Origin of the sequence: Actinomadura rugatobispora (genome assembly GCF_042656285.1) — a bacterium.
Taxonomy (GTDB): Bacteria; Actinomycetota; Actinomycetes; order Streptosporangiales; family Streptosporangiaceae; genus Spirillospora; species Spirillospora rugatobispora.
Map to the genome: position 1 here is coordinate 97,902 of NZ_JBHSON010000023.1, position 25,712 is coordinate 123,613.

Below are 25,712 nucleotides of genomic sequence, written 5' to 3' on the forward strand. Positions count from 1 at the left end.
CGTGATCTGACGAAAGCCCACACCAATGGAAAAGACCGTCTCTCCTTCCCCACGGGTGCGTGAACCGCGGGCCGACGGCGGGTGGCCTCAGCGGCACCGGTGGAGGATCCAGGCCAGGTAGCAGCCGCCGAAGGCGTGAGGCTTCGCGCAGCGCAGAGTCTGCGACCCATGCCAGCGGAAGGCGGCATCGGACCAGGGGCTCGTCATCCGGCCCCGTGCCACCAACTCGGCGGCGGGCCGCCGCATACAGCGGCGGACCTCGGGCATGACGGCGCCCGGCATCGCAGCAGAGGAAGGAGAAGAAGATGAGCACCATCGTCGAGTCGGTCGACGTGGACGTTCCGGTCCGCGCCGCCTACGACCAGTGGACCCAGTTCGAGACCTCCCCGAGGTTCATGGAGGGCGTCGAGCAGATCCACCGGCTCAACGACACCACCACCCGCGTCACCGCCCAGATGGAGATCGACCCCGAGGGGTTCGCCGAGAAGGCCGCCGACAGGCTCGGCGCCGTCAAGGGCCGGGTGAAGGGCGACATGCAGCGCTTCAAGACCTTCATCGAGGAGCGCAAGATCCCCACCGGCGCCTGGCGCGGCCAGGTCGACCGGCCGCACTGACCCGCGAGACCGCGCCTGAAGGCGGAACCCGCGGCGGCCCCGGCTCCTCGACCACGCGGGGCGGGGCCCCCTGCGGGGGCTTCGGGTCGGAGGTACCGGTCCCCTAGTTGGACCCGTCTCCGCGCGCAGCACGTGAGCTGTCCAGCACCCCATCGTCGCCTCCGCGCCAGCGACGCACCGCCTCGGCACGATGCGCCTCCGGCGCGGGAGGCTCGGGGTGGGCGCGGAGATCCGGAGAGTCAGAAGGGCGAGCGCCGGCGGGCCCGGCGGCCTGCCTCCCCGCTGCGGCCCACGGCCCGGGACGAGCTCCGGAACGGCTTGCTCAGCAGCCGCCCGAGAGGGCCGGGCGCGCTCCGGCCCGTCCGGGAGCCGATGCCGAGCGCGCGCTGGGTCCCCTGCTGGGGATGTCGTGAGAGCCGCGGGGCGAGGAAGGCCAGGACGAGCAGGACCGCGCACACGGCCACGATCGCGACGATGGCCATTGAGTTCTCCTTTGAGTGATACGTCGTGCTCGACCGGCTTTACCCCTCAATCTCGATGCCATGCGCCCGCGCCGGGGCGCACCGGTTACCTAGCGTTACTTGCTGTGGGTTGAGTATTCTTCGGCGTTGAATTGACCGTGGCGACGAGCGGATGGGTGAAGCGTGGTCCTGCCCGGGATGGCCGGTGGGTCGAGGTCACCGTTACAGGACGTGCCAGGGCCCGGTGTGACGCCGGTCCCGGCGGACACGGTGCGGGCGGGCGACGGCTCCGGGCCGATCGAGCTTCTGCTCGTCGAGGACGACGCCGGTGACGCCCTGCTGGTCGAGGAACTGCTGGTCGACGGCAATGTGCACAACCGGCTGACCTGGGTGCGCTCCCTCCAGGAGGCGCGCGCCGAGCTGGCGGGCGGCGGGCGCGGGCGCTGCGTGCTCCTCGACCTGCACCTGGCCGACGCGCAGGGGCTGGACGCGCTCAAGATCGTGCTGGCCGAGGCGCCGGAGGCCGCGGTGATCGTCCTCACCGGGCTGGCCGAGGCTGAGGCGGGCCTGGCCGCGGTGTCGGCGGGCGCGCAGGACTACTTCGTCAAGGGCCAGTTGGAACCGGAGTGGCTCGGCCGGGCGATCCGCTATGCCGTCCAGCGCAAGCAGGCCGAACTCTCAGCCGCCGCGCTCCAGGCCGGCCGGCTGCGCGCCGAGGAGAACGCGCGGCTCGAACGCGGGCTGCTGCCGAACCCGCTGCTGACCACCGACCAGGTCACGGTGGTCCCCCGCTACCGTCCCGGACGCGCCACCTCACTGCTCGGCGGCGACTTCTACGACGTGGTCGAGACCCCCGACGGCGCCGTGCACGCGGTCATCGGGGACGTGGCCGGCCACGGGCCCGGCGAGGCGGCCCTCGGCGTCTGCCTCCGGGTGGCGTGGCGGTCGTTCATCCTGACCGGCGCCCGCGGCGCCCGCCTCATAGAACTCTTGGAGGAACTGCTGCTCGCCGAGCGCGACGACGATGAGAGCTTCGTCACTCTCACGACCCTCACCCTCACCCCCGACCATCGGACGGCGATCGTCCTGCGGGCAGGCCATCCGGCGATGATGCTCCGCGAGTCCGACGGTCCGGTACGGCTCGTCGAGCCCGAGGGCGGCATGGCGCTCGGCCTCATCCCTGGCCTCGGCGAGTGGCCGGAGGAAGAGGTGCCGCTGGCGCCGGGGACCGAGCTGGTGCTGTTCACCGACGGGCTGTTCGAGGGCGAGGTCGGTCCGGGCGGCAAACGGCTCGACCTGGACGGGCTGCTGGAACTGGCGGGGCGGTCGCGGCACCTGGACGCCGCGGGCTTCGTCGACTCACTGATCGCGGACGCCGAGGAGGCCTCGGCCGAATACGGCGGGCTCGGTGACGACGTCGCCGTGCTGAGCCTGGGCTGGAAGAACCGGTGACAGGGAACGAGAACGGGAACACCCCGGACGCGACGGACGCGGGCGAGGCGGCTGAGCGCCCGGCCCGCCGGAGGCGGGGCGGCGGCCTCACGGTGCAGCAGTGGCTGGTGCTGGTCCTCGCCGCGGTGGGGCTCCTGGTGGCCGTCTCGGGCGTCGTCGGCTACACCCTGCTGAACCGTACGAGCGAAGCCGCCGACCGCCTGCTCGGCGGGCTCTCCCCCGCCCGCACCGAGGCGTACCGGCTGCAGGCCGCGCTCCTCGACCAGGAGACCGGGGTGCGCGGCTACGTGCTCACCGGCGACCCCTCCTTCCTGGAGCCCTACCGGCGCGGGCAGCGCGCGGAGCGGCAGGCGGCCGGCAGGCTCGTCGCCCTGGTGCGCGAAGTCCCCGAGGCCGGCGCGGACGTGCGGCGGATCAACGGGCTGGCGGCCGCCTGGCGCACCTCCTACACCGAGCCCGTCGTCGACCGGGTCGCCGAGCGCGGCCCCGGCTCGGTGGACGCCGCCACGGTCCGCGGCGGCAAGGCCGGCTTCGACCGGCTGCGCGACGCGCTGGACGACCAGAACCGCCGGCTCGACCGGCTGGTCGCCGAAGGCCGCGCCGACCTCCGGGACAACCGGGCCACCCGTGACGCGGCCCTGGCGACCATGGTCGCGGCGATCCTGGTCGCCGGGCTGTTCCTGGCGATCGTGCTGCACGTCGCCGTGGGGCGGCCGCTGTCGCGGCTCGGCCGCTCCTCCCGGCGCGTCGCCGACGGCGACTTCGACCACGTCATCGAGCCGCGGGGGCCCGCGGACCTGCGCGCCGTGGCCTCCGACGTCGAAGCGATGCGGCATCGCATCGTGCACGAGCTGGGGCTGTCCACCCGGCGGGCACGCCAGCTGGAGGAGCGGACCGCCGATCTGGACGCCCAGACCGAGGAGCTGCGCCGCTCGAACGCCGAGCTGGAGCAGTTCGCCTACGTCGCCAGCCACGACCTGCAGGAGCCGCTGCGCAAGGTCGCGTCGTTCTGCCAGCTGCTCCAGCGCCGGTACCAGGACAAGCTCGACGAGCGCGGCAACCAGTACATCGAGTTCGCCGTCGACGGCGCCAAGCGGATGCAGGTGCTCATCAACGACCTGCTCTCCTTCTCGCGCGTCGGGCGCCTCTACGACGAACGCCGCCCCATGAACCTGGGCGAGCCCCTGGACAAGGCCCTGTCCAACCTCCAGGAGTCGATCGAGGAGTCCGGGGCCGTCATCGAGCGCCCCGAGAGCCTGCCCGAGGTCGAGGGCGACATGACCATGCTGACCATGCTGTGGCAGAACCTGGTCGGCAACGCGGTGAAGTTCCGCTCCCCCGACCGCGCGCCGATCGTCCGTATAGGGTGCGAGGAGACCGGCGAGGGGTGGGAGCTGTCGGTGGCCGACAACGGCATCGGCATCGCGCCCGAGTTCGCCGAGAAGATCTTCGTGATCTTCCAGCGGCTGCACGGCCGCGAGGCGTACGGCGGCACGGGCATCGGCCTGGCCCTGTGCAAGAAGATCGTCGAGACGCACGGCGGGCGGATCGGGCTGGACACCGAGCACTCCGGGGGGGCCCGCATCGGCTTCTTCCTGCCCCGTCCCGGCGGCTCCACCGCATCCGGCGGCGAGTCCGCCACCACCGACGTCTCCGAGGGAGCCGCATCATGACCACGCCCGTACGTCCCATCGAGGTCCTCCTGGTCGAGGACGACCCCGGTGACGAGCTGATGACGCGCGAGGCGTTCGAGGACAACAAGGTCGGCAACGTGCTGCACGTCGTCCGCGACGGCCTGGAGGCGCTCGACTTCCTCTACCGCCGGGGGGAGTACGCGGACGCGCCGCGTCCCGACCTCATCCTCCTGGACCTCAACCTGCCCCGCTACGACGGCCGCCAGGTCCTCGAGCAGATCAAGAACGACGGCGAGCTCGCGTCCATCCCGGTCGTCGTGCTCACCACCTCCTCCGCGGAGGAGGACATCCTGCGCAGCTACCGGCTGCACGCCAACGCCTACGTGACCAAGCCGGTCGACTTCGAGCAGTTCATCGCGGCCATCCGCCAGATCGACGACTTCTTCGTCACGGTGGTCCGCCTGCCGCCGCGCGGCTGACCCCGCCTGTCGTCGCCGGTCCCGGCCGCCGCGCCGCCGCGGCGAAATTCTTTCCGGGGACGTGTCCATTCGGCGCCGTCCCGTTCGTAGTGATGGCGTACGGCGGCCACGCCGTGCCGGAGACGACGCAGAACAAGGGAGTCAGACCGTGAAGTACATGCTGCTGATCATGGCCGATGCCGCGGACGAGAACGGCGGCGCCGCCGGCTGCACCGTCGAGGACTGGACGGCCTACGACAAGGAGGTCCGGGAGGCGGGGATCATGGTCTCCGGGGAGTCGCTGGCCGACCTGGTCACCGCCACGGCGGTCCGGGTGGACGAGGACGGCCGGCGGATCGTGACCGACGGGCCGTTCGCCGAGACCCGGGAGCTGCTCGGCGGCTTCTACGTGATCGACGTCCCGGATCTCGACGCCGCGCTCGACTGGGCCGCCCGCTGCCCCGGCGCGCGGGACGGGTCGATCGTGGTCAGGCCGGTCGCCGACTTCGGCGCCTGAGCACGATGGACGGGCGGGACGCGGGGGCGGGCACGCCGGACGGGACGCCGGCGGCGTCGGTGGAGGCGGTGTTCCGCGAGGAGCGCGGCCGGCTGCTGGCGGCCCTGGTCCGCCGCTTCGGCGACCTCGACCTGGCCGAGGAGGTCACCTCCGAGGCCGTCGAGGCGGCGCTGGAGCGCTGGCCGGTCGACGGCGTTCCGCCCAAGCCGGGCGCGTGGCTGATGACCACGGCGCGCCGCAAGGCCGTCGACCGGCTACGGCGCGACCAGGCGTTCGCCGCGCGGCTGGCGGTCCTGCAGGTGGAGGCGGACCGGGCGGGCCCCGTCCCCGCCGCCGAGCCGGGCGGCGACCTGCCCGACGAGCGGCTGCGGTTGTTCTTCACCTGCGCCCACCCGGCGCTCGCGGCCGAGGACCGCGCGGCGCTGACGCTGCGCTACCTGGGCGGGCTGACCACGCCCGAGGTGGCGCGGGCCTTCCTCGTTCCCACCGCGACGATGGCCAAGCGGATCACCCGGGCCAAGAAGAAGATCCGCGAGGCCCGGATCCCGTTCCGCGTCCCCGGCGCCGACGAGCTGCCGGACCGGCTGCCGGGGGTGCTCCAGGCGGTGTACTCGATCTTCACCGAGGGGTACGCGGCCAGTTCGGGCCCGCTGCTGCAGCGGCTCGACCTGGCCGAGGAGGCGGTCCGGCTGGCGCGGATCCTGCACCGGCTGCTGCCGCGCGAGCGGGAGGCCGCCGGACTGCTCGGGCTGATGCTGCTGGTCCACGCCCGGCGCGACGCCCGTACCGGCCCGGCCGGGGAGCCGGTGCTGCTGGAGGAGCAGGACCGCGGCCGGTGGGACCGGCCGATGATCGAGGAGGGCCTCGTCCTGGTGCCGGCCGCGCTGACCGGCGGCCCGCCCGGCCCGTACGGGGTGCAGGCGGCGATCGCGGCCCTGCACGACGAGGCCGCCGACGTCGCCTCCACCGACTGGCCGCAGATCGTGGCGCTGTACGACGTGCTGCTCGCGATCGCACCGTCGCCGGTCGTCGCGCTGAACCGGGCCGCGGCCGTGGCGATGCGCGACGGCCCGCAGGCCGGCCTGGACCTGCTCGACGAGCTGGCGGGCGAACCGCTGCTGCGCGGCCACCACCCCTACCCGGCCGCCCGGGCCGACCTCCTGCACCGGCTCGGCCGCGACGCCGAGGCCGCCTCGGCCTACCGGGAGGCGCTCGACCTGGCGGGCACCGACCCGGACCGGGCGCTCCTGCGGCGCCGGCTCGACATGATCGAGCGCCCCGGCTCGTAGCCGGACCAACGACCTATAGAAGAGAGTTCGACATGCGACGCGACGAGATCCTCGCTTGGGTGCGGGCCGAACGGCTCGGCCTCGCCGACTTCCTGGACACGCTCGACGAGCACGAATGGCGGGCCGACTCCCTCTGCCAGGGGTGGACGGTGCACGACGTGGCCGCCCACATGACCCTGTCCACGCGCACCACCCTCCTCGTCGCGGTCAAGGGCGCGATCCGGGCCCGCGGCGACTTCAACCGCATGGAGGCCGACCTGGCGCGGGAGCGGGCCGCCAGGTACGGACCGGCCGCGCTCGTCGAGCAACTCCGCGAGACCGCGGGCTCGGCCCGCCGTACGCCCGGCGCCGCCCCGCTGGACCCGCTGGTCGACGTCCTGGTGCACGGGCAGGACATCGCGCGCCCGCTGGGACGCGTCCGGGAGATGCCCGCCGAGCCGGCGATCCCGGCGCTGGAGCACGTGCTGCGCCGCCGGTTCTACGGTGCGCGCAAGCGCCTCCGCGGCACGCGGCTGACCGCCACCGACGTCCGGTGGTCGGCGGGCGAGGGGCCGGACGAGATCCGCGGTCCCATCGCCGACCTGCTCATGCTGGCCACCGGGCGCACGGCGGGCCTGGCGGCGCTGACGGGCGCGGGCGTCGCGCGCGTCGCCGCCTCCGCGACATAACCGGATGGCTCCTCGGGCACCCCGGCGTGATGCGTTGTGGCGCCCTCCCCTGGAGGATCCGCAGGCGAGCACGTGGCGGGCACGCTCGGAACGCATCTCGCGGGGCAGTTCCAACCCCTCTGCGAAGCCGTAAGACTTCCCGGCACCGTCCGGCCCCATCTGCCGGCGCTGCACGACCTGCTCGAGCCCGTGCGGGACGTCACAGCCGCCACCTGATCTCGCGGTCGGGGGCGTAGCGGCACGTCGCGCCGGTCGAGACGGACGCGCGGAGATGGGCGGCGAGGTCGGGGTGCCGGTCGCCGATACGGCGCAGGGCGTTGTGGATGCGCGCCGTCACCGTCTTGCGGGCGCGCTCGCCGGTGTCGCCGAGCCTGCGGGCGCGTCCCGCCAGGCCGGTGGCGCGGCGCAGCTCGTCGAGCAGGGCCTCGCGCTCGCGGTCGTATTCGGCGGCCCGCCGGTCCTGCCCGAGCTCCGTGGCCTGCTCGATGGCCTCGTCGAGCCGCGCCAGGCGCTGCCGGTAGCGCGCCTTGGCCTCGTCGTCCAGGACGGCGTCGGCCCCCAGGGACGCGGCCGTCTCGACGGCCTGCGTCGCGTCCTGGGGGTTCAGCAGGCGTACCGCGGCGAGGTCGCGGCCCGGCTGGGAGAGGAGGCAGTGCAGGTCGCGCAGCCCTTTGGCATCGGGCATGTGCACGGTGCCGCCGCCGTAGGTCAGCCGCCAGACGGAGCCGTCGCGGGTGAACTCGTACGAGCCGTCGGCGGCGCCCTTCCTGGACGGGCCGGGAGCCATGTGCTCGGCCCGTTCGGCCAGATGCGCCATGCCCAGCCGTCCGGCCTCGGCGGCCACCTCGCGCAGCAGCGCGGCGGCGGTGGCGGCATCCTGCCCGCTCCCCCGGGCGTTCAGGACGGTCGCGAGTTCGAAGCGGGCCCGTACCGACCACGCGCGCAGGTGCAGCCGGTCGGCGGACCGCCGGGCCTCGGTCAGCTCGTCCACCGCCTCGTCCCAGCGCCGCTGCGCCGCCGCCAGCATGCCGGCCCACAGCGATGCCGGGCCACTGATGCTCCACCCGTAGAACGAGACGACCCACTGCCCCCGGTAAGGGGCGAGGTCCGCCCGCGCCCGCTCGCACCGGACCGCGTCCCCCGAGGCCGCCGCGGCCTGGGACTCGTACCTCAGCCACAAGGGGAGGATGCTGCGCTGCAGGACGGTGTCGGCGTCCCGCGCCGGACGCGGTACGGGCTTGGACGGTCGTTCGCCCCGTTCCAGCGCGCTGATGGCTTCGAGCAGTTCGATGTGCGGATGGCCGTGCGCCGCCAGCGACCGCAGGACGCCGTCCGCCTCATCGAACCGCCCCTGGAGCAGGGCCAGGGCCCAATGGTGGTGGAGGGCGAGGAGCCGGAAGTACTTTCCGTCCCGTTCGGTGAGCGCCAGCGTTTCGGCGAGCAGCTGCTCGGCCTCGGCGAAGCGGCCCATGGCGGCGCAGACGACGCTGCGGTCCATGACCGAGGCGAAGCCCATGCGAGGCGAGCCGCTGTCCCTCGCCGCCCTCGCCACCGCGTCCAGCTGCTCCAGGTAGGCCGGATCACCGTTCTCCAGCAGCGTCACCCAGTGGACGCACATGGTGACGAGTTCCATCACGCGGTCGCCGTGGCGCCTCGCCACCTCCACGAGCTCGCCCGTCAGGGCGACCCTGTCGGCCACGGTGTCCGGTCCCCATTCGGCGACCAGGCGTCCCCACAGCCCGATGCGCAGTGCCTCGTCGTCGCCGGACTCGCGCGCGGCGGCGACGACCCGGCGGGCCACGACGCCGGCCAGCTCCTGCTCGCAGCCGGGAGCGTCCCCGGCGGGAGCCGCCCCTCCCGCCGGCAGCGCGTGCGTCTCCCGGAGGACGCGGGACTTCAGCCCGGTCCGGTCGCCCTGCCCGTCGGTGCTGAAGAGGACCATGGCCACCTGGCCCAGGAGTTCCAGGTCGCCGGCCTCGCGGGCGAGCGCCGCCGCCCGCTCGAAGGCGAGCCAGGACCGGTCGTGCTCGCCGATGAACTGCAGCTCCGTGCCCAGGAACAGGAACAGCCGGACACGCCTGCCATGGGCGTCGGCGGCGAGCCGTTCCAGGGCGCGCTCGCAGTGCCGCACCGCCTCGTCGCAGGCCATCCTGGCCGACGCGTGCCGCGCCGCGTCCAGCAGCAGGTCCACCGCCACGTCCTCGTCGAGTTCGCCCGCGGCGAGGTAGGCGTGCCGGGCGAGCGCGGTCGGCCGTTCGGGATCGGGCACCCCCGCCGGATCGCGCAGAGCGCGGACGGCGGCGGCGTGCAACCGCCGCGTGTGCCGCTCCTCCAGCGAGTCGTACAGGGTCTCCCGTACGAGGTCGTGCCTGAAGACGAGGTCGCCTCCGGGGGCCGTCCGCACCAGATCGGCGTCCACCGCCTCCGCGAGGAGCCCGGCGACGCCGGTCCCGCTCGCGCCCACCATCCCGGCCAGCGTCGCGGGGCCGAAGCGCCGGCCGAGCACGGCGGCCGCGCCGAGCAGGTCGGCGGCCGGTTCGCTGAGCAGGGACACCCTCCGGCGCAGCGCGGCCCGCACGCCGGAGGAGATCCGGGTGACCGGATGCCCGGCCGACAGCAGCCGCGCCGCCTCCTCGACGTAGAACGGGTTGCCGCCTGTGCGCAGGTGCGTCTCCCCGAGCACCTGCTCGAGCGGCCGTTCCCCCGTGATGCGGGCCATCAGCTCCGCCACGCCCTCCGGCTCCAGGCCCGCCAGCCGGACGGTGGTCGCCCTCATCACCAGCGGCTGGAACAGCGGGCGCAGGGGATGGCCCGGCCGCTCGACCTCGACGTCCCGGTACGTCGCCACCACCAGCAGCCGCTCGAACCAGATGTGCTGCGCCGCGAACTCCAGCAGGCGGAGCGACGCCGCGTCCGCCCAGTGCAGGTCCTCCAGCACCGCCAGGACGGGCCGGTCCTGGGAGGCGGCGATCAGGACGGAGGTGACCGCGTCGAACAGGCGGAAGCCGTCGACGGCCTCGTACTTGGCGTCCTCTCCCAGCAGGGCCGGCAGCAGCCCGCCGGCGGACGCCGCCACCCGCGCCCACCCGGCGTCGTCGAGGCTGCGCCGCAGGCCGCGGAGGGCCTGGGTCCACGGCCAGTACCCCGGGGTGCTGTCGGAGTCCCAGCACGCGCCGTGCAGCACGCGCACGCCCCGCCGCGTCGCCTCCCCGACGGCGGCGCCCACCAGCGAGGTCTTGCCGATGCCGGCCTCGCCGGTGACCAGCACCAGGCCGCCGTGGCTCGCGGCCGCCCTCTCGATCTGGGACCGCAGCACGCGCAGCGGCGCGTCCCGCCCGATGAGCGTCGACTCCATGAGGCCTCTTCCCCCACCCGACATCACCGAGAGTTTAATATTGATCACTGTCGGCGATAACCGCTCGGCGCCCGCACGCCAAATAGACAAGCGTGTTTACAGTCGCTATTTTCGGCGCATGCCTGGCGAATCGGCTGACATCCCCGGGGCGAGGGACCGGTGACCCGCTTCACCAAGAGCGTGGAAACGGTCCTCGGCATGGCCCGCCGGGAAGCGCGGGCGGGGCACGCGCCCTCGGTGGAACCGGGGCACCTGCTGATCGGGCTGAGCAAGCTGAGCCGCGCCGACATGGCCGAGGTCCTCGTCGGCAGCGGCCTCACCGCGGACGACCGCGCCGCGATGGAGAACGACGCCCGGCGCCTGTATCAGCTCTTCGTCATCGCCCGCGCCGATCCGGTCGCGCTGCGCCGCCGGCTGCGCACGGCGCTCGCCGCTCCCGCCCCGGGACGGCCGCGCAACGGGCCGGTCCATCGCAGCCCGGCCGCCTACCGCGCGTTCAGCAGGGCGGCCCAGCTGGCGGACCCGGGCCCGGCGGGTCCGTCCCACCTTCTGCGGGCGGTTCTCGAACGGCTCGGGCCCGCGGAGTCGCGCGCCTTCGTCGCTCTCGGCGTCGCGGATCCGCTCGCCGCCTTCTTCCCCGAGCCCGGCGGGCGGGCCGCCCCGGCCGCCCACAGCGCCAGGTCGCCTCGCCCCGAACCGGCCCGGAAGCCGAAGCCGGAGCCGGAGCCTCCCGAGGAGCGCAAGCTGGAGTTCCTCGACCGGTACGGCCGGGATCTGACCGCGCTGGCCCGCCAGGGCAGGCTCCCGGAGCTGATCGGACGGCGCGAGGAACTGCGCAAACTGGCCCGCGTGCTGGTGCGGCAGCGCAAGGCGAACGCGGTCCTGGTGGGCCACGCGGGCGTGGGGAAGACCTGCGTCGTGGAAGGGCTGGCGCAGCGGCTCGCCGCCCCGGGGGCCCCCGCCGCGCTGGCCGGGTCGCGCGTGATCGAAGTGTCGATGGCGGGCCTGGTCGCGGGCGCGACGTACCGGGGCGAGTTCGAGGAGCGGCTGCAGGGCGTGCTCAAGGAGGCGACCGGGGCGCCCGAGGTGATCCTCTTCATCGACGAGCTCCACACGGTGCTCAGCGCCGGCGGGAGCGGGGCGGGCAACGCGGCGAACATCCTCAAGCCGGCGCTGGCGCGGGGCGAGCTGCGCTGCGTCGGGGCGACGACCCCGGGCGAGTACCGGCGGTACATCGAGTCCGACCCCGCGCTGGAACGCCGTTTCGAGGCGGTCTGGATCGACGAGCCGAGCCGCGCGGAGGCGGTGACCGTCCTGAGCGGGCTGCGGGGACGGATCGCGGGCCACCACGGGGTGGAGATCGATCCGGCGGTCCCGGAGGCGGCGGTGGACCTGGCCGTCCGGTACCTGCCGGACCTGCGCCTGCCGGACAAGGCCATCGACCTGGTCGACCAGGCGTGCGCGGCGACGCGGATCCAGACCCTGAGCCCGGAGCCGGAGAGCGTCGCGCCGGCCCGGGTCGGCCGTGCCGAGGTCGCCGCCGTCGTGGCCGAACGCGCCCGGATCCCGGTGGAACGCGTCGAGGAGGACGAGGCGCGGCGCCTGCTGGGGATGGAGGAGCGCCTTCGCCGCCGGATGATCGGCCAGGACGAGGCCGTCGGCGCGGTCGCCGAGGCGATCCGCGCCTCCCGCGCCGGGCTCGGCCACCCGGGCCGGCCGATCGGGGTGTTCCTGTTCGCCGGGCCGACCGGCACCGGCAAGACCGAGCTGGCCAAGGCGCTCGCGGAGTTCCTGTTCGACGACGAGCGGCGGCTGGTCCGCATCGACATGTCCGAGTACAAGGAGCGGCATTCGGTGTCCCGGCTGCTCGGTCCCCCGCCCGGGTACATCGGGCACGACCGGGAGGGCCAGCTCAGCGGCCCCATGAGGGACCACCCGCACAGCGTCGTGCTGTTCGACGAGATCGAGAAGGCCCATCCGGAGGTCCTGGACCTGTTCCTGCAGATCTTCGACGAGGGCCGGCTCACCGACTCCCGCGGCCGGCGCGTCCCGTTCGCCGACGCGGTGGTCGTGCTGACCTCCAATCTCGGCTCCGCGGCGGGCAGCGGGCCGCCCGCCGGGGGCCGGCCCTTCGGCTTCGCGGCCGGGGCGGCCCCGCGCGACGGCGAGCGGCGGCCCGGATCGGGCACGGCCGCCACCGAGCGCGTGATGGCCGCGCTGCGCGAGTCGCTGCGCCCCGAACTGCTGGGCCGCATCGGGCGGGTCGTCGTGTTCTCGCCGCTGACCAGGGCGGAACTGCGCCAGGTGGCCGACAAGCTGGTCGACCGCGTCCGCGACCGGCTCGCGGAGCGTTCGATCACGCTGGTCCTCACCGACGGCGCCTACGACCTGCTGCTCCGGCACGGCGGGGCGGGGGCCTCCGGGGTCCGCGGGCTGGAGCACGCCATCGAGCGGCTGCTCGTCCAGCCGCTGGGCGAGGCGCTGCTGGCGGGCCGGTACGCCGACGGGTCGACGGTCACGGCCGAGGCCGGGGCCGGCGGCACATCGCTGACCATCAGGCCGGGCGGCCCGGCCCGCGACTAGCGCGCGTCAGGCGGGCGGCCGCACGTTCGCGAGCGCCGCCTTGTGCAGGACGTTGGCCGCCAGGCGCATGTGGGCGGCGTCGACGAGGCGCCCGTCGCGGCCGATGGCGCCCGTGCCGCCCTCGGCGGCGCTCTGGTAGACCTCCATCGACTCCCGGGCCTCGGCGACCTCCTCGGGCGTCGGCGCGAAGACCTCGTTGGCCACCGGGACCTGGCTCGGGTGGATGGCCCACTTGCCGTCGAAGCCCAGCAGGCCGGCGTGCGTGGCGGCCCGGCGGTAGCCGTCCGGGTCCTTGTAGGCCGGGTACGGCGCGTCGATGGCGTCGATCCCGGCGGTGCGGGCGGCGGTGAGCACCTGGACGCGGGCGTGGTGCCAGAAGTCGCCGGGGTAGTCGCTCACCGGGTCGAAGTTGCCGTCGACCCTGGCGTGCATCGACGCCGACAGGTCCCCGGCGCCGAAGATGATCGCCTCAAGGCGGTCGCTGGAGCGGGCGATCTCGACCGCGTTCGCCAGGCCCTCCGCCTCCTCGATGAGCACCTCGAGCCCGATCCGCTTGGACAGGCCCAGCTTGTCCTCGAGCTGGGTCAGCAGGACGTCGACCCACCAGACGTCGCGGGCCGTGCGCGCCTTGGGCACGATGATCACGTCGAGCGCCTCGCGCGCACCGGTGACGACCTCGATGACGTCGTCGTGGCACCAGCGGGTGTCGAGCCCGTTGACGCGGACGGCGCGGACGGTGCGGCCCCAGTCCTCTCCGGTGAGCGCCTTGACGGCGATGCCGCGCGCCGACTCCTTGGCGGCGGGGGCGCAGGCGTCCTCCAGGTCGAGGAAGACCAGGTCGGCGTCCGACCGCGCCGCCTTCTTGCACATGTACTCGCTGCTGGCCGGCGTGGCCAGCTCCGACCGGCGCGCTCTCGGCTCGCGCATCAGATGATCCCTTCCGTCCGGAGCTTCTCGATCTCGGCGGGGTCCAGACCGAGCAGCTCTCCGTACACGTGGTCGTTGTCGGCGCCGAGCGGGCGGCCCAGGTGGCCGACGCGGCCCGGCGTGCCGCTGAGCCGGGCGACGGGCGCCTGCACCGTCACCCGGCCGAAGTCGGGGTCGTCCACCGGCAGGAACATCCCGCGGGCCCGCAGGTGCTCGTCGGCCAGCAGTTGCGGCGCCTCGTACACGGGCGCGGCGGTGACCTGGGCGGCCTCGAAGACCGCCATGGCCTCGTCCAGGGTCCGCCGCGCGACCCAGTCGGCGACCAGCCCGTCGACCTCCAGCGCCCGCTCCTGCCGCCGGACGGGGTCGACGTAGTCGGGGTCCTCGGCCAGGTCGGACCGCCCGATGGCGCGGAAGACCCGGACCGCGATGCTGGGCGAGGCGCTGGAGATCGCCAGCCAGCGGTCGTCGGCGGTGCGGTAGGCGTTGCGGGGGGCGCTGGCGTCCAGCCGGTTGCCGACCCGGCCCTTGACGACGCCGAGCTGGTCGTAGGCCAGCGTCGAGGACTCCAGCAGCCGCGACAGCGGCTCGATGAGGTTGACGTCGACCAGCTGGCCCTCGCCGCCGCGCACGTCGCGGTGGTAGAGCGCCATCATGACCGCGTACGTCGCGGCCATGCCGGCGATGCCGTCGGCCAGCATGAACGGAGGCAGCGTGGGCGGCCCGTCGGGCTGGCCGGTCACCTGCGCGAAGCCGCTCATCGCCTCGGCGAGCGTGCCGTACCCGGGCCGGTCGCTCTTGGGGCCGCCGGCCCCGTAGCCGCTGATGTGCGCGTACACGATGTGCGGGTGCGCGGCGTGCACCGACGCGTAGTCGATGCCCCAGCGCGCCAGGGTGCTCGGCCGGGTGCCGACGACCAGCACGTCGCTGGTCCCCAGCAGGCGGTGGAGCAGCTCCTGTCCGGCGGGGCCGCGCAGGTCGAGGGTCACGCACTTCTTGTTCCGGCTGATGCTCTTCCAGACCAGCCCGATGCCGTCCTTGCGGTCGCCCCAGGTGCGCATCGGGTCCCCGGCGCGCGGCTGCTCGACCTTGATCACCTCGGCGCCGAACTCGCCGAGCGCGGTGGCCACCGTCGGGCCCGCCGCGAGGGTGGCCGTCTCGACGACGCGCAGGCCGTGCAGGGGCCCCCGCGCGTCCGGGCCGGCGCTGCGCCCGCCGCCCGACGATCGTTCTCGTTCGACCATGCTGCCTCTCTGCCGCCTCTCTGCTGGATCTCCGCCGGCGTGCGCCGGCGCTCTGCGGCCGCGTCCTGCCGCCGAGGTCGCTACCGGCCCGTGAGGCGGGCGACGACGGGCGCGAAGCGCTCGAACTCCGTCTGCTGGACGCTGATGTAGCTGGCGCCGAAGACCTCGCGGCGCTCCTGCAGGAGGTCGGCCACCTGGTCGAGCGAGCCGACCAGCACGTTGGGGTGCTCGGGGAGCAGGGCCGCGTCGACGCCGAGCACCTTGGCCACGCGCGCGGCCGCCTCGCCGGGGTCGTCGGTGATCGCGGTGAAGAAGGGCGAGCTCTCGATCTCGATGCCGGCCAGCCGGTCGCCTGCCGCCGCGCGGACGATGCCGTACCGGTGGACGGCCTCCTGCGCCGGGGTGCGGCCGGCGTCGTTGACGGCGTCGAAGGGCACGTTGTTGATGCTGACGATGTCGGCCTCGCGGGCGGCCAGGGACAGCACCCGCTTCTTGGCACCGCCGATCATGATCGGGGGGCGGGGGCGCTGGACCGGGATCGGCAGGCCGGAGTAGCCGGTCGCGGTCGCGTACTCGCCCCGCAGGTCCATCTGCTCGCCGCTCCAGTGCGCCTTGACCAGGGCGACGACCTCCTCCAGCTTGTCGACACGGCGCGGCGGCGGCGCGAAGTCCAGCCCCATCGCCCGGTACTCGGCTTCGCTCCACCCTGCGCCGATCCCGAACTCCAGCCGCCCCTCCGACAGCAGGTCGATCGTCGCCGCCTCCTTCGCGAGCACGGCGGGCACGTGGTAGTCGGCGCAGAAGACGCGACAGCCGACGCGGAGCGTTCCGGTGACCGCCGCGGCGGTCGCCATGGCGGCGATGGGGGCCAGGCGCTGCGGCGGGAACCGCATCTCGCGCGCCACCTGGCCCGGCCCCACGTAGTGGTCGGACACGAACAGCGTGGCATAGCCGAGGTCCTCGACCTTGCGGGCGAGATCGCGCCACTCGGCGGCCGACTTCGCCTTGGTCGCCTGGACGGCGAACCGGAAAGGATGCATATTTTCCACCGTGCGATAATAGTGTGTCGTGTGGGAGTCGCGCCATCCCCCTGGCGCGGCACGACGCGGTGAGCGCCGGCCGCTCACCGCACGGCGAAGGGACGAGCGATGGTCAAGCGCGCGAGGTACGAGGACTACAAGGACAGCTACCCCAACTACAGGTTCGAGCTGAGCGACGACGGCATCCTGCTCATGCAGTGCCACACCGACGGCGGCAGCCTGGTGTGGGACTGGAAGTCGCACGACGACATGTCCGATGCCTTCTCCGACGTCGCCGGGGACCGTGAGATCAAGGTCCTCATCCACACCGGCACCGGGGAGAACTACAACGCCGACTGGGGCCGGCTGCCCAACGGCGAACTGCCCGACCCGCCCGTCTACGACGTGATGCCGGGCGTCCGCGGGCTCTACAAGCTGGACGAGAAGGCCTGGTACAACCGCCACCTGCAGTGGAACGTGCTCGAGGTGGACGTGCCGATGATCAGCGTGGTCAACGGCCCCTGCAACATCCACTCCGAGGTCCCGCTGATGGGCGACATCGTGCTGGCCTCCGAGGACGCCTACTTCCAGGACGTCTCCCACTTCCCGCGCGGCCAGGTTCCCGGCGACGGCCAGCACGTGATCTGGAGCTACCTGGTCGGCCACAACCGGGCCCGCTACTTCCTGCTCACGGGCAAGAAGCTGGGGGCCCAGGAGGCCCTCGAGTGGGGCGCGGTCAACGAGGTGCTGCCCAAGGACCAGCTCATGGACCGGGCCTGGGAGCTGGCCCGCGAGCTGGTGAAGCGCCCCCCGATGGTGCTGCGCTACACCCGGCAGCTGTTCACCAACCAGATCAAGCGCGCCTACCTGGACGAACTGGGCCACGGCGTGGCCCGCGAGACCTACGCGCAGCAGGAGTTCTTCCCGTTCGGCGGCGGGATGGAGCCGCTGGACCGGGCCTGGAACGACAAGCCGTGGAGCAAGTGAGGCACAAAGCTAGACAGAAGTCTGTTCGTTCTTGGAAAAAGTGACTACTATCCAAGGGACAACACGCCAAGGAGACAGGTCATGACGGAGCTTCAACAACGCCTGGCCACGGGTAAGGGCAAGTTCACCCCCCAGTACGAGGACCTCGGCACCGAGCCGGTCAACTACGAGGACTCGATCTCGCCGGAGTTCTTCGAGGCGGAGCGGGAGGCGGTCTTCAAGCGGTCGTGGCTGTACGTCGGCCGCTCCGAGCTGCTGCCGCGGAAGGGCACGTTCTTCACCCGCGAGCTGCCGGGCCTGGCCTCGATCGTCATCACCCGGGGCCGCGACGGGTCCGTGAACGCCTTCCACAACGTGTGCGCCCACCGCGGCAACAAGGTCGTCTGGCAGGAGCACCCCCAGGAGGAGTCCAAGGGCTCGTGCCGCGAGTTCTCCTGCAAGTACCACGGCTGGCGCTACGGCCTGGACGGGCGCGTCACGCACGTCACCAACGAGGGCGAGTTCTTCAACCTCGACAAGGGCTCCCTGCGGATGCCGCCGGTGCACGTGGAGGAGTTCGCCGGCTTCATCTTCGTCAACCTCTCCGAGGACCCGGTCCCGCTGCGGACCTTCCTCGGTGACCGGCTGCTGGAGCTGGAGACCTACCCGTTCCACCTGATGACCCAGCGGTACGGGTTCTCCGCCCCGATCAGGGGCAACTGGAAGCTCGCCGTCGACTCGGTCTGCGAGTGGTACCACCCGCCGTACGTCCACGCCCGCTTCATCGACCGCGACATCTCCAAGGCCGAGAAGCTCGTCCCGCCGGTGGACTCCTACCACTACGACCTGTTCACGCCGCACATGCTCACCTCGGTGCCCGGCCCGCCGCCGCTGCCGCCGCGCGAGCCCGGGACGGCCGGCGAGGCCGCGCGCGACCAGAAGTGGGTCTACCGCCTGTTCAGGGCGGGCCTGTTCGGCCCCGACGACATCCCCGACATCGGCCCGCTCCCCGAGTTCCTCAACAAGGGGCAGATCAAGTCGTGGGGCAACGACCAGTTCTGGCTGTTCCCCAACCTGTCGGTGCAGATCTGGGCCCGCGGCTTCTACATCACCTACACCTACTGGCCCGAGTCGGTGGACCGGCACCGCTACGACATCGACCTGTACTTCGTGCCGCCCCGCAACGCCCAGGAGCGGCTGGCGCAGGAGCTGATCGTCGACAGCACCATCGAGTTCGCCATGCAGGACGTCAACACGATCGAGGCCACCCAGCAGGGGCTGTCGACGCGCGCCAACCAGACGTTCCACCTCAGCGACCAGGAACTGCTGATCCGCAAGTTCCACAAGACCGTCCGCGACACCGTCGCCGCGCACCAGGCCGGCACCGGCCGGCAGGAGGGCTGATGTCCACGACCACCCGCGCCCTGCCCGAGCAGTTCGCCGAGCTGGAGCCCTACGTCGCCGACTGGGCCAGGCCGACCCGGCAGGAACGCTACGACATGCGCCTGTCCAAGACGTTCGAGGAGCTGGCGGAGTTCTACGACGCCATCGCCCCGCGCGCCGAGGAGGCCATCCTGTACCTCAACGGGCTCGACCTGAACGACCTGCCCGAGGACGCCACCCGCCTGCTGCAGCTGCTCTACTCGATGATCCTGGTGTCGTACGCGGTCAACGTGTTCATGCAGCCGCGCATCCCCGACTCCGGCGCCGCCTTCTTCGACACCGCCGTCGAACCGGCCGTCTGAACGGAGGAGGCGACCGATGCCCGTCACCACCACCCCGATCGGCCCGACCACCGGGCTCGAGATCACCGGGCTGCACGGCGGCGCGCTGGTGGACCGCGGCGTGGCCGGCGACTGCCTGGCCGCGCTGGAGCGCTACGGCGTGGTGATCTACCGCGACGCCGATGTCGGCGACGACGACCTCGTCGCGTTCAGCCGGCTGCTGGGCGAGGTCGTGCCGCTGGCCATGGGGGGCCACGAGCGCCCCGAGATCCAGCGGATCACCCGCGACGCGTCCAAGAGCAAGCTCGCCGCCTACCGTGAGGCGACCTTCTTCTGGCACATCGACGGCACCACCGACACCCTCCCCAACAAGGCGACGCTGCTCACCGCCCGGCAGGTCTCCGACGACGGCAGCGGCGACACCGAGTTCGCCAACACCTACGCCGCCTTCGAGGAACTGCCGGAGGAGGAGAAGCGCGAGCTGGAGAAGCTGCGCGTGGTGCACAGCTTCGCCGCCTCGCAGCTCCTGGTGTACCCCGACCCCTCGCCCAAGGAGCGGGCGGCGTGGGACAGGGTGCCCTCCCGGGAGCACCCGCTGGTGTGGACGCGCCGCAGCGGCCGCAAGTCGCTGCTCATCGGCGCGACCGCCGGGGAGGTCGTCGGGCGCCCGGCCGAGGAGGGCCGGGCGCTGCTGGACCGCCTGCTGGAGCGGGCGACCAGCCCGCGGTTCACGATCCGGCACCGGTGGCGTCCCGGCGACCTGGTCATCTGGGACAACACCGGGATGCTCCACCGGGCGCAGCCCTACGGGGAGAACTCGTCGAGGCTGATGCACCGCACCAGCCTCGCCGGTGAGGAGGAGGTGCGATGAGCGAGCCGAGCCCGGCCCCGGCGCCCGGACGGCGCACGGCGGTCGTGACCGGCGGCGGCTCGGGCATGGGCCGGGCGATCGTGCACCGCCTGGCCCAGGACGGGCACCCCGTCGCGATCGTGGACCTCGACGCCGGCCGCGCCGAGGCCGTCGCCGGCGAGGTGCGGGAGAAGGGCGGCGAGGCGCTGGCGGTCGGCGGCGTCGACGTGTCCGACCGGGCCCAGGTCGACGCGGCCATGGGACGGGTGGGCGAGGACCTCGGGCCGGTGCTGGTGCTGGTGAACAACGCCGGCATCACCGGGTTCCGGGAGTTCCTGAAGATCAACGACGAGAAGTGGCGCCGCATGATGGCGGTCAACCTCGACGGCCCGTTCTACTGCACCCAGGCCGTGCTGCCCGGCATGATCGAGGCGGGCTGGGGGCGGATCGTCAACATCTCCTCCTCCAGCGCCCAGGGCGGCCAGCAGTACATGGCCCACTACGTGGCGGCCAAGGCGGGCCTGATCGGCCTGACCAAGTCGCTGGCCCTGGAGTTCGGGCCCAAGGGGATCACCGTCAACACGATCCCTCCCGGCTTCATCGACACCCCCATGCTCAGGGAGTCGGAGCGGCGCGGGATGTTCGGCGGCACGGTCGAGGACCACACCCTCCGGACGCCCGTCCGCCGGCCGGGCCGCCCGGAGGACATCGCCGCCGCGTGCGCCTTCCTCGTCTCCGAGGAGGCGGGCTACGTGACCGGCCAGATCATCGGTGTGAACGGCGGGCGCAACACCTGATGGCCGTTCCAGCGCGACACGGGCCCCTCCCCGCACTCCGCACGGTGACCGGGTGTCACCGGGGTGCGGGGAGGGGTCCCGCCGGCCGGCCCGAGACGGCACCGGCGGACCGGACGTCGGCCCTCCCGGCGGGGGCCGCGGTGGATAGCGTTCCCACGTGATGGAAGCCTTTGTGCAGACCGACGTCGACCTTCCGCGCGTCCAGGTCGGATCGAATCCCCAGCACCTGGTCCTGGGGCTGTTCACCGACTACTGGTTCGACCGGGAGGAGTACCTGCCGTCCGCGGCGCTGGTCGCGCTGCTCACCGAGTTCGACAACACGGAGGCGAGCGCGCGCGCCGCGATCGCCCGGCTCGCCCGCCGGAACGTCCTGGAGTCGACGCGGAAGGGCCGCAGGACGTTCTACCGGCTCGCGGCGACAGCGTCGCACGTGCTGGAGCAGGCCCAGCGGCGCACCGTGGAGTTCCGGGCCCGCGAGCGGACGTGGGACGGCTCGTGGACGACCGTCGTCTTCTCCGTCCCCGACGACCAGCGCGACCTCCGGTACACGCTGCGGACGCGGCTGCGGTGGCTCGGCTACGCCCCCCTGTACGACAGCGTGTGGGTGTCGCCGCACGCCGCCCACGACCAGACGGTCGAGCTCCTGCAGAGCGTCGCCGTGGCCAACGCGACGGTGCTGCGCTCCCAGGTCACCTTCGCGGTCAACCGCGGCGACCCGCTCGCGGCCTGGGACGTCGCCGCGATCGGCGCCCAGTACGAGGAGTTCATCGCCGAGTTCGGGCCGCTGGTCGACCGCGTCGAGCACGGCACGGTCGGGGCGGCGGAGGCGCTCGTGGCCAGGACGAGCGTCAAGGACTCCTGGCGGGAACTGGTGAGCGTCGACCCCGAGCTGCCGGAGAGCCTGCTCCCGCCCGGCTGGCCCGGGCGCCGCGCGCAGCGCATCTTCGCGCGGATCTACGACGGGCTGGGGCCGCTCGCGGAGGCCCGCTTCCGGCAGATCCTCACCAAGCACGAACCGGAGCTCGCGCCCAAGGCGCGGCACCGCACCACGACCAGCACCCCAGCGGAACCGTAGGGATGGACGCCATGACGCTCAGCAAGGGCCGGCTCGCCGGCAAGGTCTCGGTCATCACCGGCGCGGGGTCGGGGATCGGCCGGTCCATGGCGCTGCTGTTCGCCGCGGAGGGCGCGCGGGTCGTCTGCGCCGACCGCAGCGGGCAGCAGGACGAGGTCGCCGCCGAGATCGGCGACGCGGCCGTCGCCGTCCACTGCGACGTCTCGTCCGCGGCCGAGGTGCGGGCGATGATCGAGACCGCGGAGCGGACCTTCGGGCGGCTGGACGTCCTGTGCAACAACGCCGGTTTCGGCGGTCCCAGGAAGCCCATCGTCGAGCAGGACGAGAGCACCTTCGACGACGTCGTCGCGGTGAACCTCAAGGGCGTCTTCCTGGGCATGAAGTACGGGATCGGGGCGATGCTGCGCACCGGCGGCGGCTCGGTGGTCAACACCGCCTCCGCGGCGGGCCTGGTCGGCTGGAAGCACCATTCGGTGTACTCCGCGGCCAAGGGCGGCGTCGTCCAGATGACCAAGAGCGCGGCGCTCGACTACGCCAAGGAGGGCGTGCGCGTCAACGCGATCTGCCCGGGCAACACCTACACCGGCCTGGCCGGCGCGACCCGCGAGGACCCGGAGCCGCCGCCCGGGACGAGGATGCCGGTCCAGCCGATGGACCGGTGGGGCCTGCCGTCCGAGCTGGCCGCCGCGGCGCTCTTCCTGGCCAGTGACGAGTCGTCGTTCGTCACGGGCACGGCGCTTCCCGTGGACGGCGGCTACGTCGCCCGCTGAGGCCGCGCCGGGCGGTCCCGGATCTCACGGCCCCGGATCTCACGGCACCCCGCCGATTTCATACTGAAAAGCTAGGGATAGGGTGTTCCGGGAGCACGGCACACCTTCCTACCGGCGGGAGTTGTCATGGCGTACGACGAGTTCGGGCTCTTCGAGGAGAACGCCCGGGAGGCCGGGCTGCCGTGGACGGGCCCGCCGTCCGTGCGCCGGGAGTCCGTCGAGGTCGGCCCGGGGCAGCGGGTGAGCTCGCTGGTCTGGGGCGAGGGGCCGCCCCGGCTGGTGCTGGTGCACGGCGGCGCGCAGAACGCGCACACCTGGGACACCGTCGCGCTGGCCCTGGACCGTCCCCTGGTCGCGGTCGACCTTCCCGGCCACGGGCATTCCGACTGGCGCGAGGACCGGGACTACTGGCCCGTCCGCAACGCCGAGGCGATCGCCGCCGTCATCGAACGGCTCGCCCCGCAGGCGGAGGCGGTCGTCGGCATGTCGCTGGGCGGGCTCACCGCGATCCGGCTGGCCGCGCAGCACCCCGAGCTGGTGCGAAAGCTCGTGGTCGTGGACGTCAGCCCGGGGGTGAACCGGGACAAGGCGGCGCCGATCGCGGCGTTCGTCGACGGCCCCGAGACCTTCCCCTCGCTGGACGAGCTGCTGGAGCGGACGGTCAAGTTCAACCCGACCAGATCGGTGAGCTCACTGCGCCGGGGCATCCTGCACAACGCCCGGCAGCTGCCCGACGGCACCTGGCAGTGGCGCTACGACCGGCTGCGGCCGCCCGGCGACCCGTACGGGTTCGGCGCGCTCTGGGAGGATCTCGCCAAGATCGAGGCGCCGGCGATGCTGGTCCTGGGCTCGCTCTCCGGCGTCGTCTCCCCCGACGACGTCACCGAGTTCTCCCGGCTCCTCCCCCGGGCGCGGATCGAGACCGTCGAGGGCGCGGGCCACTCCGTCCAGGGCGACAAGCCCCTCGACCTGGCACGCCTCATCGACGACTTCACCTGACCGGCGAGCGGCCGGGGGTGAACGGTCGGGCTTGGACCGGTCAGGTCTGCGCGGCCAGCAGCCGGGCGCGGCTGTTGGAGAGGTGGACCCGGACGGCCGCGCGCGCGGCCTCGCGGTCCTGGCGCTCGATCGCGGCGTAGATGTTCTCGTGCTCGGTCACGATCGTGGCGAAGTCGGGGCGGCGGGGGTGCAGCCGCTCCCGCGGCATGATGATCATCGAGGGGCCGAACGAGCCCAGCAGGTCGCCGAAGTAGCGGTTGCCGGTGGCCAGCGCGATCCGCAGGTGGAACTGGTAGTCGGCGTTCACCGCCGTGCTGGGGTGGGCGGCCGCGCGGGCGAAGCTCTCCAGGGCCTGGTGCAGGCCGGTGAGGGCGGACTCGGTACGGCGGTCGGCGGCCAGGCCCGCCGCCTCCGCCTCCACGCCCATCCGCAGGTCGAGCAGGTCGAGCACGTCCCGCAGGTCGCGGGGCTCCGGCTCGAACCCGGTCGTGCTCGGCCTGGCCAGGACGAAGCTGCCGCGGCCATGCTGGGTCTCGATCAGCCCGGCGGCCTTGAGGCGCGCGACGGCCTCGCGCACGACCGTCCTGCTCACGCCGTAGGTCTCGACGAGGCCGCCCTCGGTCGGCAGCCGCTCCCCCGGCCTGATCACGCCCTCCTGGATGCGGGCGGTGAGGATGTCGACGAGCCGCTGGGTCCTGGTCGTCATGTCGAGTAGGTCTCCGTCGTCCACGCTCGCGCCTGCTCGCTCATGGTGATGCCGAGGCCGGGGCGGTCGGGCACGATCATCCGCCCGTCGCGGATGTCGAGGCGCTCCTCGAAGAGCGGCTCCAGCCACTCGAAGTGCTCCACCCACGGCTCGGACCGGTAGGCGGCGGCCAGGTGCAGGTGGATCTCCATGGCGAAGTGGGGGGCCAGTTGCAGGTGCTCGTGGTCGGCCAGGGCGGCCAGGCGCAGGAACGGCGTGATGCCGCCGATGCGCGGCGCGTCGGGCTGGACGACGTCGGCGCCCCCGGCCCTGATCAGCTCGGCGTGCTCGGTCACGCTGGTGAGCATCTCACCGGTGGCGACGGGCGTGTCCAGCGCGGTGGCGAGCGCGGCGTGCCCGGCGTGGTCATAGGCGTCCAGCGGCTCCTCGATCCAGACCAGGCCGTGCCGCTCCATCGCGCGGCCCATGCGGTGGGCGGTCGCCCGGTCCCACTGCTGGTTGGCGTCGACCATCAGGGGAACGTCCTCGCCGAGGTGCTCGCGGACGGCGTCCAGCCTGGCCAGGTCCGTCCTGGTGTCGGGCTGGCCCACCTTGATCTTGATGCCGCCGATGCCGCGCTCCAGCGAGGCCGTGGCGTTCTTCAGGACCTCCTCGACGGGGGTGTGCAGGAACCCGCCGGAGGTGTTGTAGCAGCGGACGGAGTCGCGGTGCGCGCCGAGCAGCTTGGCCAGCGGCAGGCCGGCGCGCTTGGCCTTCATGTCCCACAGGGCCACGTCGAGCGCGGCGATCGCCTGGGTGGCCAGGCCGCTGCGGCCGACCGAGGCACCGGCCCAGACCAGCTTGTCCCAGATGCGCGCGATGTCGTTGGGATCCTCGCCGACCAGCTCGTGCGCGATCTCCCGGGCGTGCGCGTACTGCCCCGGCCCGCCGGCCCGCTTGGAGTAGCCGAACCCGACGCCCTCGTGGCCCTGCTCCGATCCGATCTCGGCGAACAGGAAGGCGATCTCGGTCATCGGGCGCTGCCGCCCGGTGAGGACCTTGGCGTCGCTGATCGGGGTGGTCAGGGGGAGGCGGAGCGAGGACAGGCGGACCCGGGCGATGCGGTCGGGACGAGTTGTCATGATGACAACCTAGGTCATCATACGACCAGAAGGGAGAGGGCGAGTCCGAAACCTGCGGCGGCGATCGCGTAGCGCAGCGGCCGCTCCGGAAGTCGTCGTACGACTTTGGGTCCCAGCCAGCTGCCCACCAGGCAGCCGCACGACAGCAGTCCCGCGGCCGGCCAGTGCACCGGTGCCAGGAACGCGAAGGCGACCGCCGCGGTGACGTTGGCCGCGCCGGTGGCGAGGTTCTTCACGGCGTTGGTCACCGGCAGCGGCTCGGTCGCGGTGGCGCACAGCACGGCCAGCATCAGCACCCCGGAGGCGGCGCCGAAGTACCCGCCGTACAGCCCGACCAGCGCGACCGGAACGACGAGGGGCAGGAACGAGGGCGCCGGCGCCTCCCCCGGATCCGCCGACGGGTCCGCGGCCGCCGCGGCGGCCGTGCGCGCCGCCCGCACCTCGGCCCACGCGCGCAGGCGGTCGCGCGCCAGCAGCAGCGCG

General features: G+C 73.2%; 24 protein-coding genes and 1 pseudogene. 16 read left to right on the forward strand and 9 right to left on the reverse strand.

What is annotated here, in order from left to right; all coding sequences use genetic code 11:
* Positions 1–145: 145 nt before the first annotated feature.
* Positions 146–316 (reverse strand): annotated as a pseudogene (locus ACFPZN_RS18555) (hypothetical protein); the annotation flags it as partial.
* Between ACFPZN_RS18555 and ACFPZN_RS18560 the strand changes: the two are divergent.
* Positions 306–614, forward strand: a complete 309-nt coding sequence (locus ACFPZN_RS18560; protein WP_378283248.1) for an SRPBCC family protein — start codon at positions 306–308, stop codon at positions 612–614. The pseudogene ACFPZN_RS18555 and the gene ACFPZN_RS18560 overlap by 11 nt on opposite strands.
* Positions 615–853: 239 nt before the next feature.
* Here ACFPZN_RS18560 and ACFPZN_RS18565 read toward each other — a convergent pair whose 3' ends face one another.
* Complete coding sequence (locus ACFPZN_RS18565; RefSeq protein WP_378283249.1) at positions 854–1,096, reverse strand: DUF6411 family protein; 243 nt, start codon at positions 1,094–1,096, stop codon at positions 854–856.
* Positions 1,097–1,306: 210 nt separating this feature from the next.
* On the opposite strand from ACFPZN_RS18565, the gene ACFPZN_RS18570 reads away from it, so the two are divergent.
* From ACFPZN_RS18570 to ACFPZN_RS18595, 6 genes are all read left to right on the forward strand, one after another.
* Positions 1,307–2,527: a PP2C family protein-serine/threonine phosphatase gene (locus ACFPZN_RS18570; RefSeq protein WP_378283250.1), complete on the forward strand. Its 1,221-nt coding sequence runs from the start codon at positions 1,307–1,309 to the stop codon at positions 2,525–2,527.
* Positions 2,524–4,200: a sensor histidine kinase gene (locus ACFPZN_RS18575; RefSeq protein ID WP_378283251.1), complete on the forward strand. Its 1,677-nt coding sequence runs from the start codon at positions 2,524–2,526 to the stop codon at positions 4,198–4,200. The genes ACFPZN_RS18570 and ACFPZN_RS18575 overlap by 4 nt, the downstream gene beginning before the upstream one ends.
* Positions 4,197–4,640 (forward strand): response regulator, encoded by a 444-nt coding sequence (locus tag ACFPZN_RS18580; protein WP_378283252.1) that lies wholly within the window; start codon positions 4,197–4,199, stop codon positions 4,638–4,640. The genes ACFPZN_RS18575 and ACFPZN_RS18580 overlap by 4 nt, the downstream gene beginning before the upstream one ends.
* A gap of 157 nt (positions 4,641–4,797) precedes the next feature.
* The gene (locus tag ACFPZN_RS18585; protein WP_378283272.1) at positions 4,798–5,136 is read left to right on the forward strand and encodes a YciI family protein; all 339 of its coding nucleotides are present in this window, start codon (positions 4,798–4,800) and stop codon (positions 5,134–5,136) included.
* Positions 5,137–5,141: 5 nt separating this feature from the next.
* A complete protein-coding gene (locus ACFPZN_RS18590) occupies positions 5,142–6,425 on the forward strand; it encodes an RNA polymerase sigma factor (protein WP_378283253.1) in 1,284 nt (427 codons plus the stop codon).
* Between the two features lie 32 nt (positions 6,426–6,457).
* Positions 6,458–7,093: a maleylpyruvate isomerase family mycothiol-dependent enzyme gene (locus ACFPZN_RS18595; RefSeq protein WP_378283254.1), complete on the forward strand. Its 636-nt coding sequence runs from the start codon at positions 6,458–6,460 to the stop codon at positions 7,091–7,093.
* Between the two features lie 199 nt (positions 7,094–7,292).
* Here ACFPZN_RS18595 and ACFPZN_RS18600 read toward each other — a convergent pair whose 3' ends face one another.
* The gene (locus ACFPZN_RS18600; protein ID WP_378283255.1) at positions 7,293–10,448 is read right to left on the reverse strand and encodes an ATP-binding protein; all 3,156 of its coding nucleotides are present in this window, start codon (positions 10,446–10,448) and stop codon (positions 7,293–7,295) included.
* 159 nt (positions 10,449–10,607) lie between these two features.
* Here ACFPZN_RS18600 and ACFPZN_RS18605 point away from each other — a divergent pair, with 159 nt between their 5' ends.
* Entirely contained in the window at positions 10,608–13,031 is a 2,424-nt protein-coding gene (locus ACFPZN_RS18605; protein ID WP_378283256.1) for an AAA family ATPase, read from the forward strand.
* Between the two features lie 6 nt (positions 13,032–13,037).
* On the opposite strand, the gene ACFPZN_RS18610 is transcribed toward ACFPZN_RS18605, so the two are convergent.
* The 3 genes from ACFPZN_RS18610 to ACFPZN_RS18620 all read right to left on the reverse strand — a co-directional run bounded on the left by ACFPZN_RS18610 (position 13,038) and on the right by ACFPZN_RS18620 (position 16,242).
* Positions 13,038–13,958, reverse strand: coding sequence for an HpcH/HpaI aldolase/citrate lyase family protein (locus ACFPZN_RS18610; protein WP_378283257.1), 921 nt, complete (start codon positions 13,956–13,958; stop codon positions 13,038–13,040).
* Positions 13,958–15,202: a CaiB/BaiF CoA transferase family protein gene (locus ACFPZN_RS18615; protein ID WP_378283258.1), complete on the reverse strand. Its 1,245-nt coding sequence runs from the start codon at positions 15,200–15,202 to the stop codon at positions 13,958–13,960. Before ACFPZN_RS18615 ends, ACFPZN_RS18610 begins: the two co-directional genes overlap by 1 nt.
* An 80-nt stretch (positions 15,203–15,282) precedes the next feature.
* Positions 15,283–16,242, reverse strand: a complete 960-nt coding sequence (locus ACFPZN_RS18620) for a TIGR03621 family F420-dependent LLM class oxidoreductase (RefSeq protein WP_378283259.1) — start codon at positions 16,240–16,242, stop codon at positions 15,283–15,285.
* Between the two features lie 108 nt (positions 16,243–16,350).
* Between ACFPZN_RS18620 and ACFPZN_RS18625 the strand changes: the two genes are divergently transcribed.
* From ACFPZN_RS18625 to ACFPZN_RS18660, 8 genes are all read left to right on the forward strand, one after another.
* Positions 16,351–17,208: an enoyl-CoA hydratase/isomerase family protein gene (locus ACFPZN_RS18625; RefSeq protein ID WP_378283260.1), complete on the forward strand. Its 858-nt coding sequence runs from the start codon at positions 16,351–16,353 to the stop codon at positions 17,206–17,208.
* Between the two features lie 81 nt (positions 17,209–17,289).
* Complete coding sequence (locus tag ACFPZN_RS18630; RefSeq protein WP_378283261.1) at positions 17,290–18,591, forward strand: aromatic ring-hydroxylating oxygenase subunit alpha; 1,302 nt, start codon at positions 17,290–17,292, stop codon at positions 18,589–18,591.
* A complete protein-coding gene (locus ACFPZN_RS18635) occupies positions 18,591–18,932 on the forward strand; it encodes a hypothetical protein (RefSeq protein ID WP_378283262.1) in 342 nt (113 codons plus the stop codon). Before ACFPZN_RS18630 ends, ACFPZN_RS18635 begins: the two co-directional genes overlap by 1 nt.
* A gap of 16 nt (positions 18,933–18,948) precedes the next feature.
* Complete coding sequence (locus ACFPZN_RS18640) at positions 18,949–19,782, forward strand: TauD/TfdA dioxygenase family protein (protein ID WP_378283263.1); 834 nt, start codon at positions 18,949–18,951, stop codon at positions 19,780–19,782.
* Positions 19,779–20,558, forward strand: coding sequence for an SDR family NAD(P)-dependent oxidoreductase (locus ACFPZN_RS18645; protein WP_378283264.1), 780 nt, complete (start codon positions 19,779–19,781; stop codon positions 20,556–20,558). Before ACFPZN_RS18640 ends, ACFPZN_RS18645 begins: the two co-directional genes overlap by 4 nt.
* A gap of 160 nt (positions 20,559–20,718) precedes the next feature.
* Positions 20,719–21,633, forward strand: a complete 915-nt coding sequence (locus tag ACFPZN_RS18650) for a PaaX family transcriptional regulator (RefSeq protein ID WP_378283273.1) — start codon at positions 20,719–20,721, stop codon at positions 21,631–21,633.
* Positions 21,634–21,644: 11 nt separating this feature from the next.
* Positions 21,645–22,403: an SDR family NAD(P)-dependent oxidoreductase gene (locus ACFPZN_RS18655; RefSeq protein ID WP_378283265.1), complete on the forward strand. Its 759-nt coding sequence runs from the start codon at positions 21,645–21,647 to the stop codon at positions 22,401–22,403.
* Between the two features lie 126 nt (positions 22,404–22,529).
* Positions 22,530–23,402 (forward strand): alpha/beta fold hydrolase, encoded by an 873-nt coding sequence (locus ACFPZN_RS18660; protein WP_378283266.1) that lies wholly within the window; start codon positions 22,530–22,532, stop codon positions 23,400–23,402.
* A gap of 40 nt (positions 23,403–23,442) precedes the next feature.
* Here ACFPZN_RS18660 and ACFPZN_RS18665 read toward each other — a convergent pair whose 3' ends face one another.
* The 3 genes from ACFPZN_RS18665 to ACFPZN_RS18675 form a co-directional block, all read right to left on the reverse strand.
* Complete coding sequence (locus tag ACFPZN_RS18665; protein ID WP_378283267.1) at positions 23,443–24,108, reverse strand: FadR/GntR family transcriptional regulator; 666 nt, start codon at positions 24,106–24,108, stop codon at positions 23,443–23,445.
* Entirely contained in the window at positions 24,105–25,229 is a 1,125-nt protein-coding gene (locus tag ACFPZN_RS18670) for an L-talarate/galactarate dehydratase (RefSeq protein WP_378283268.1), read from the reverse strand. Before ACFPZN_RS18670 ends, ACFPZN_RS18665 begins: the two co-directional genes overlap by 4 nt.
* Positions 25,230–25,246: 17 nt before the next feature.
* Positions 25,247–25,712 (reverse strand): sulfite exporter TauE/SafE family protein (locus tag ACFPZN_RS18675; protein ID WP_378283269.1); only part of this gene is annotated, 466 nt, incomplete at its 5' end.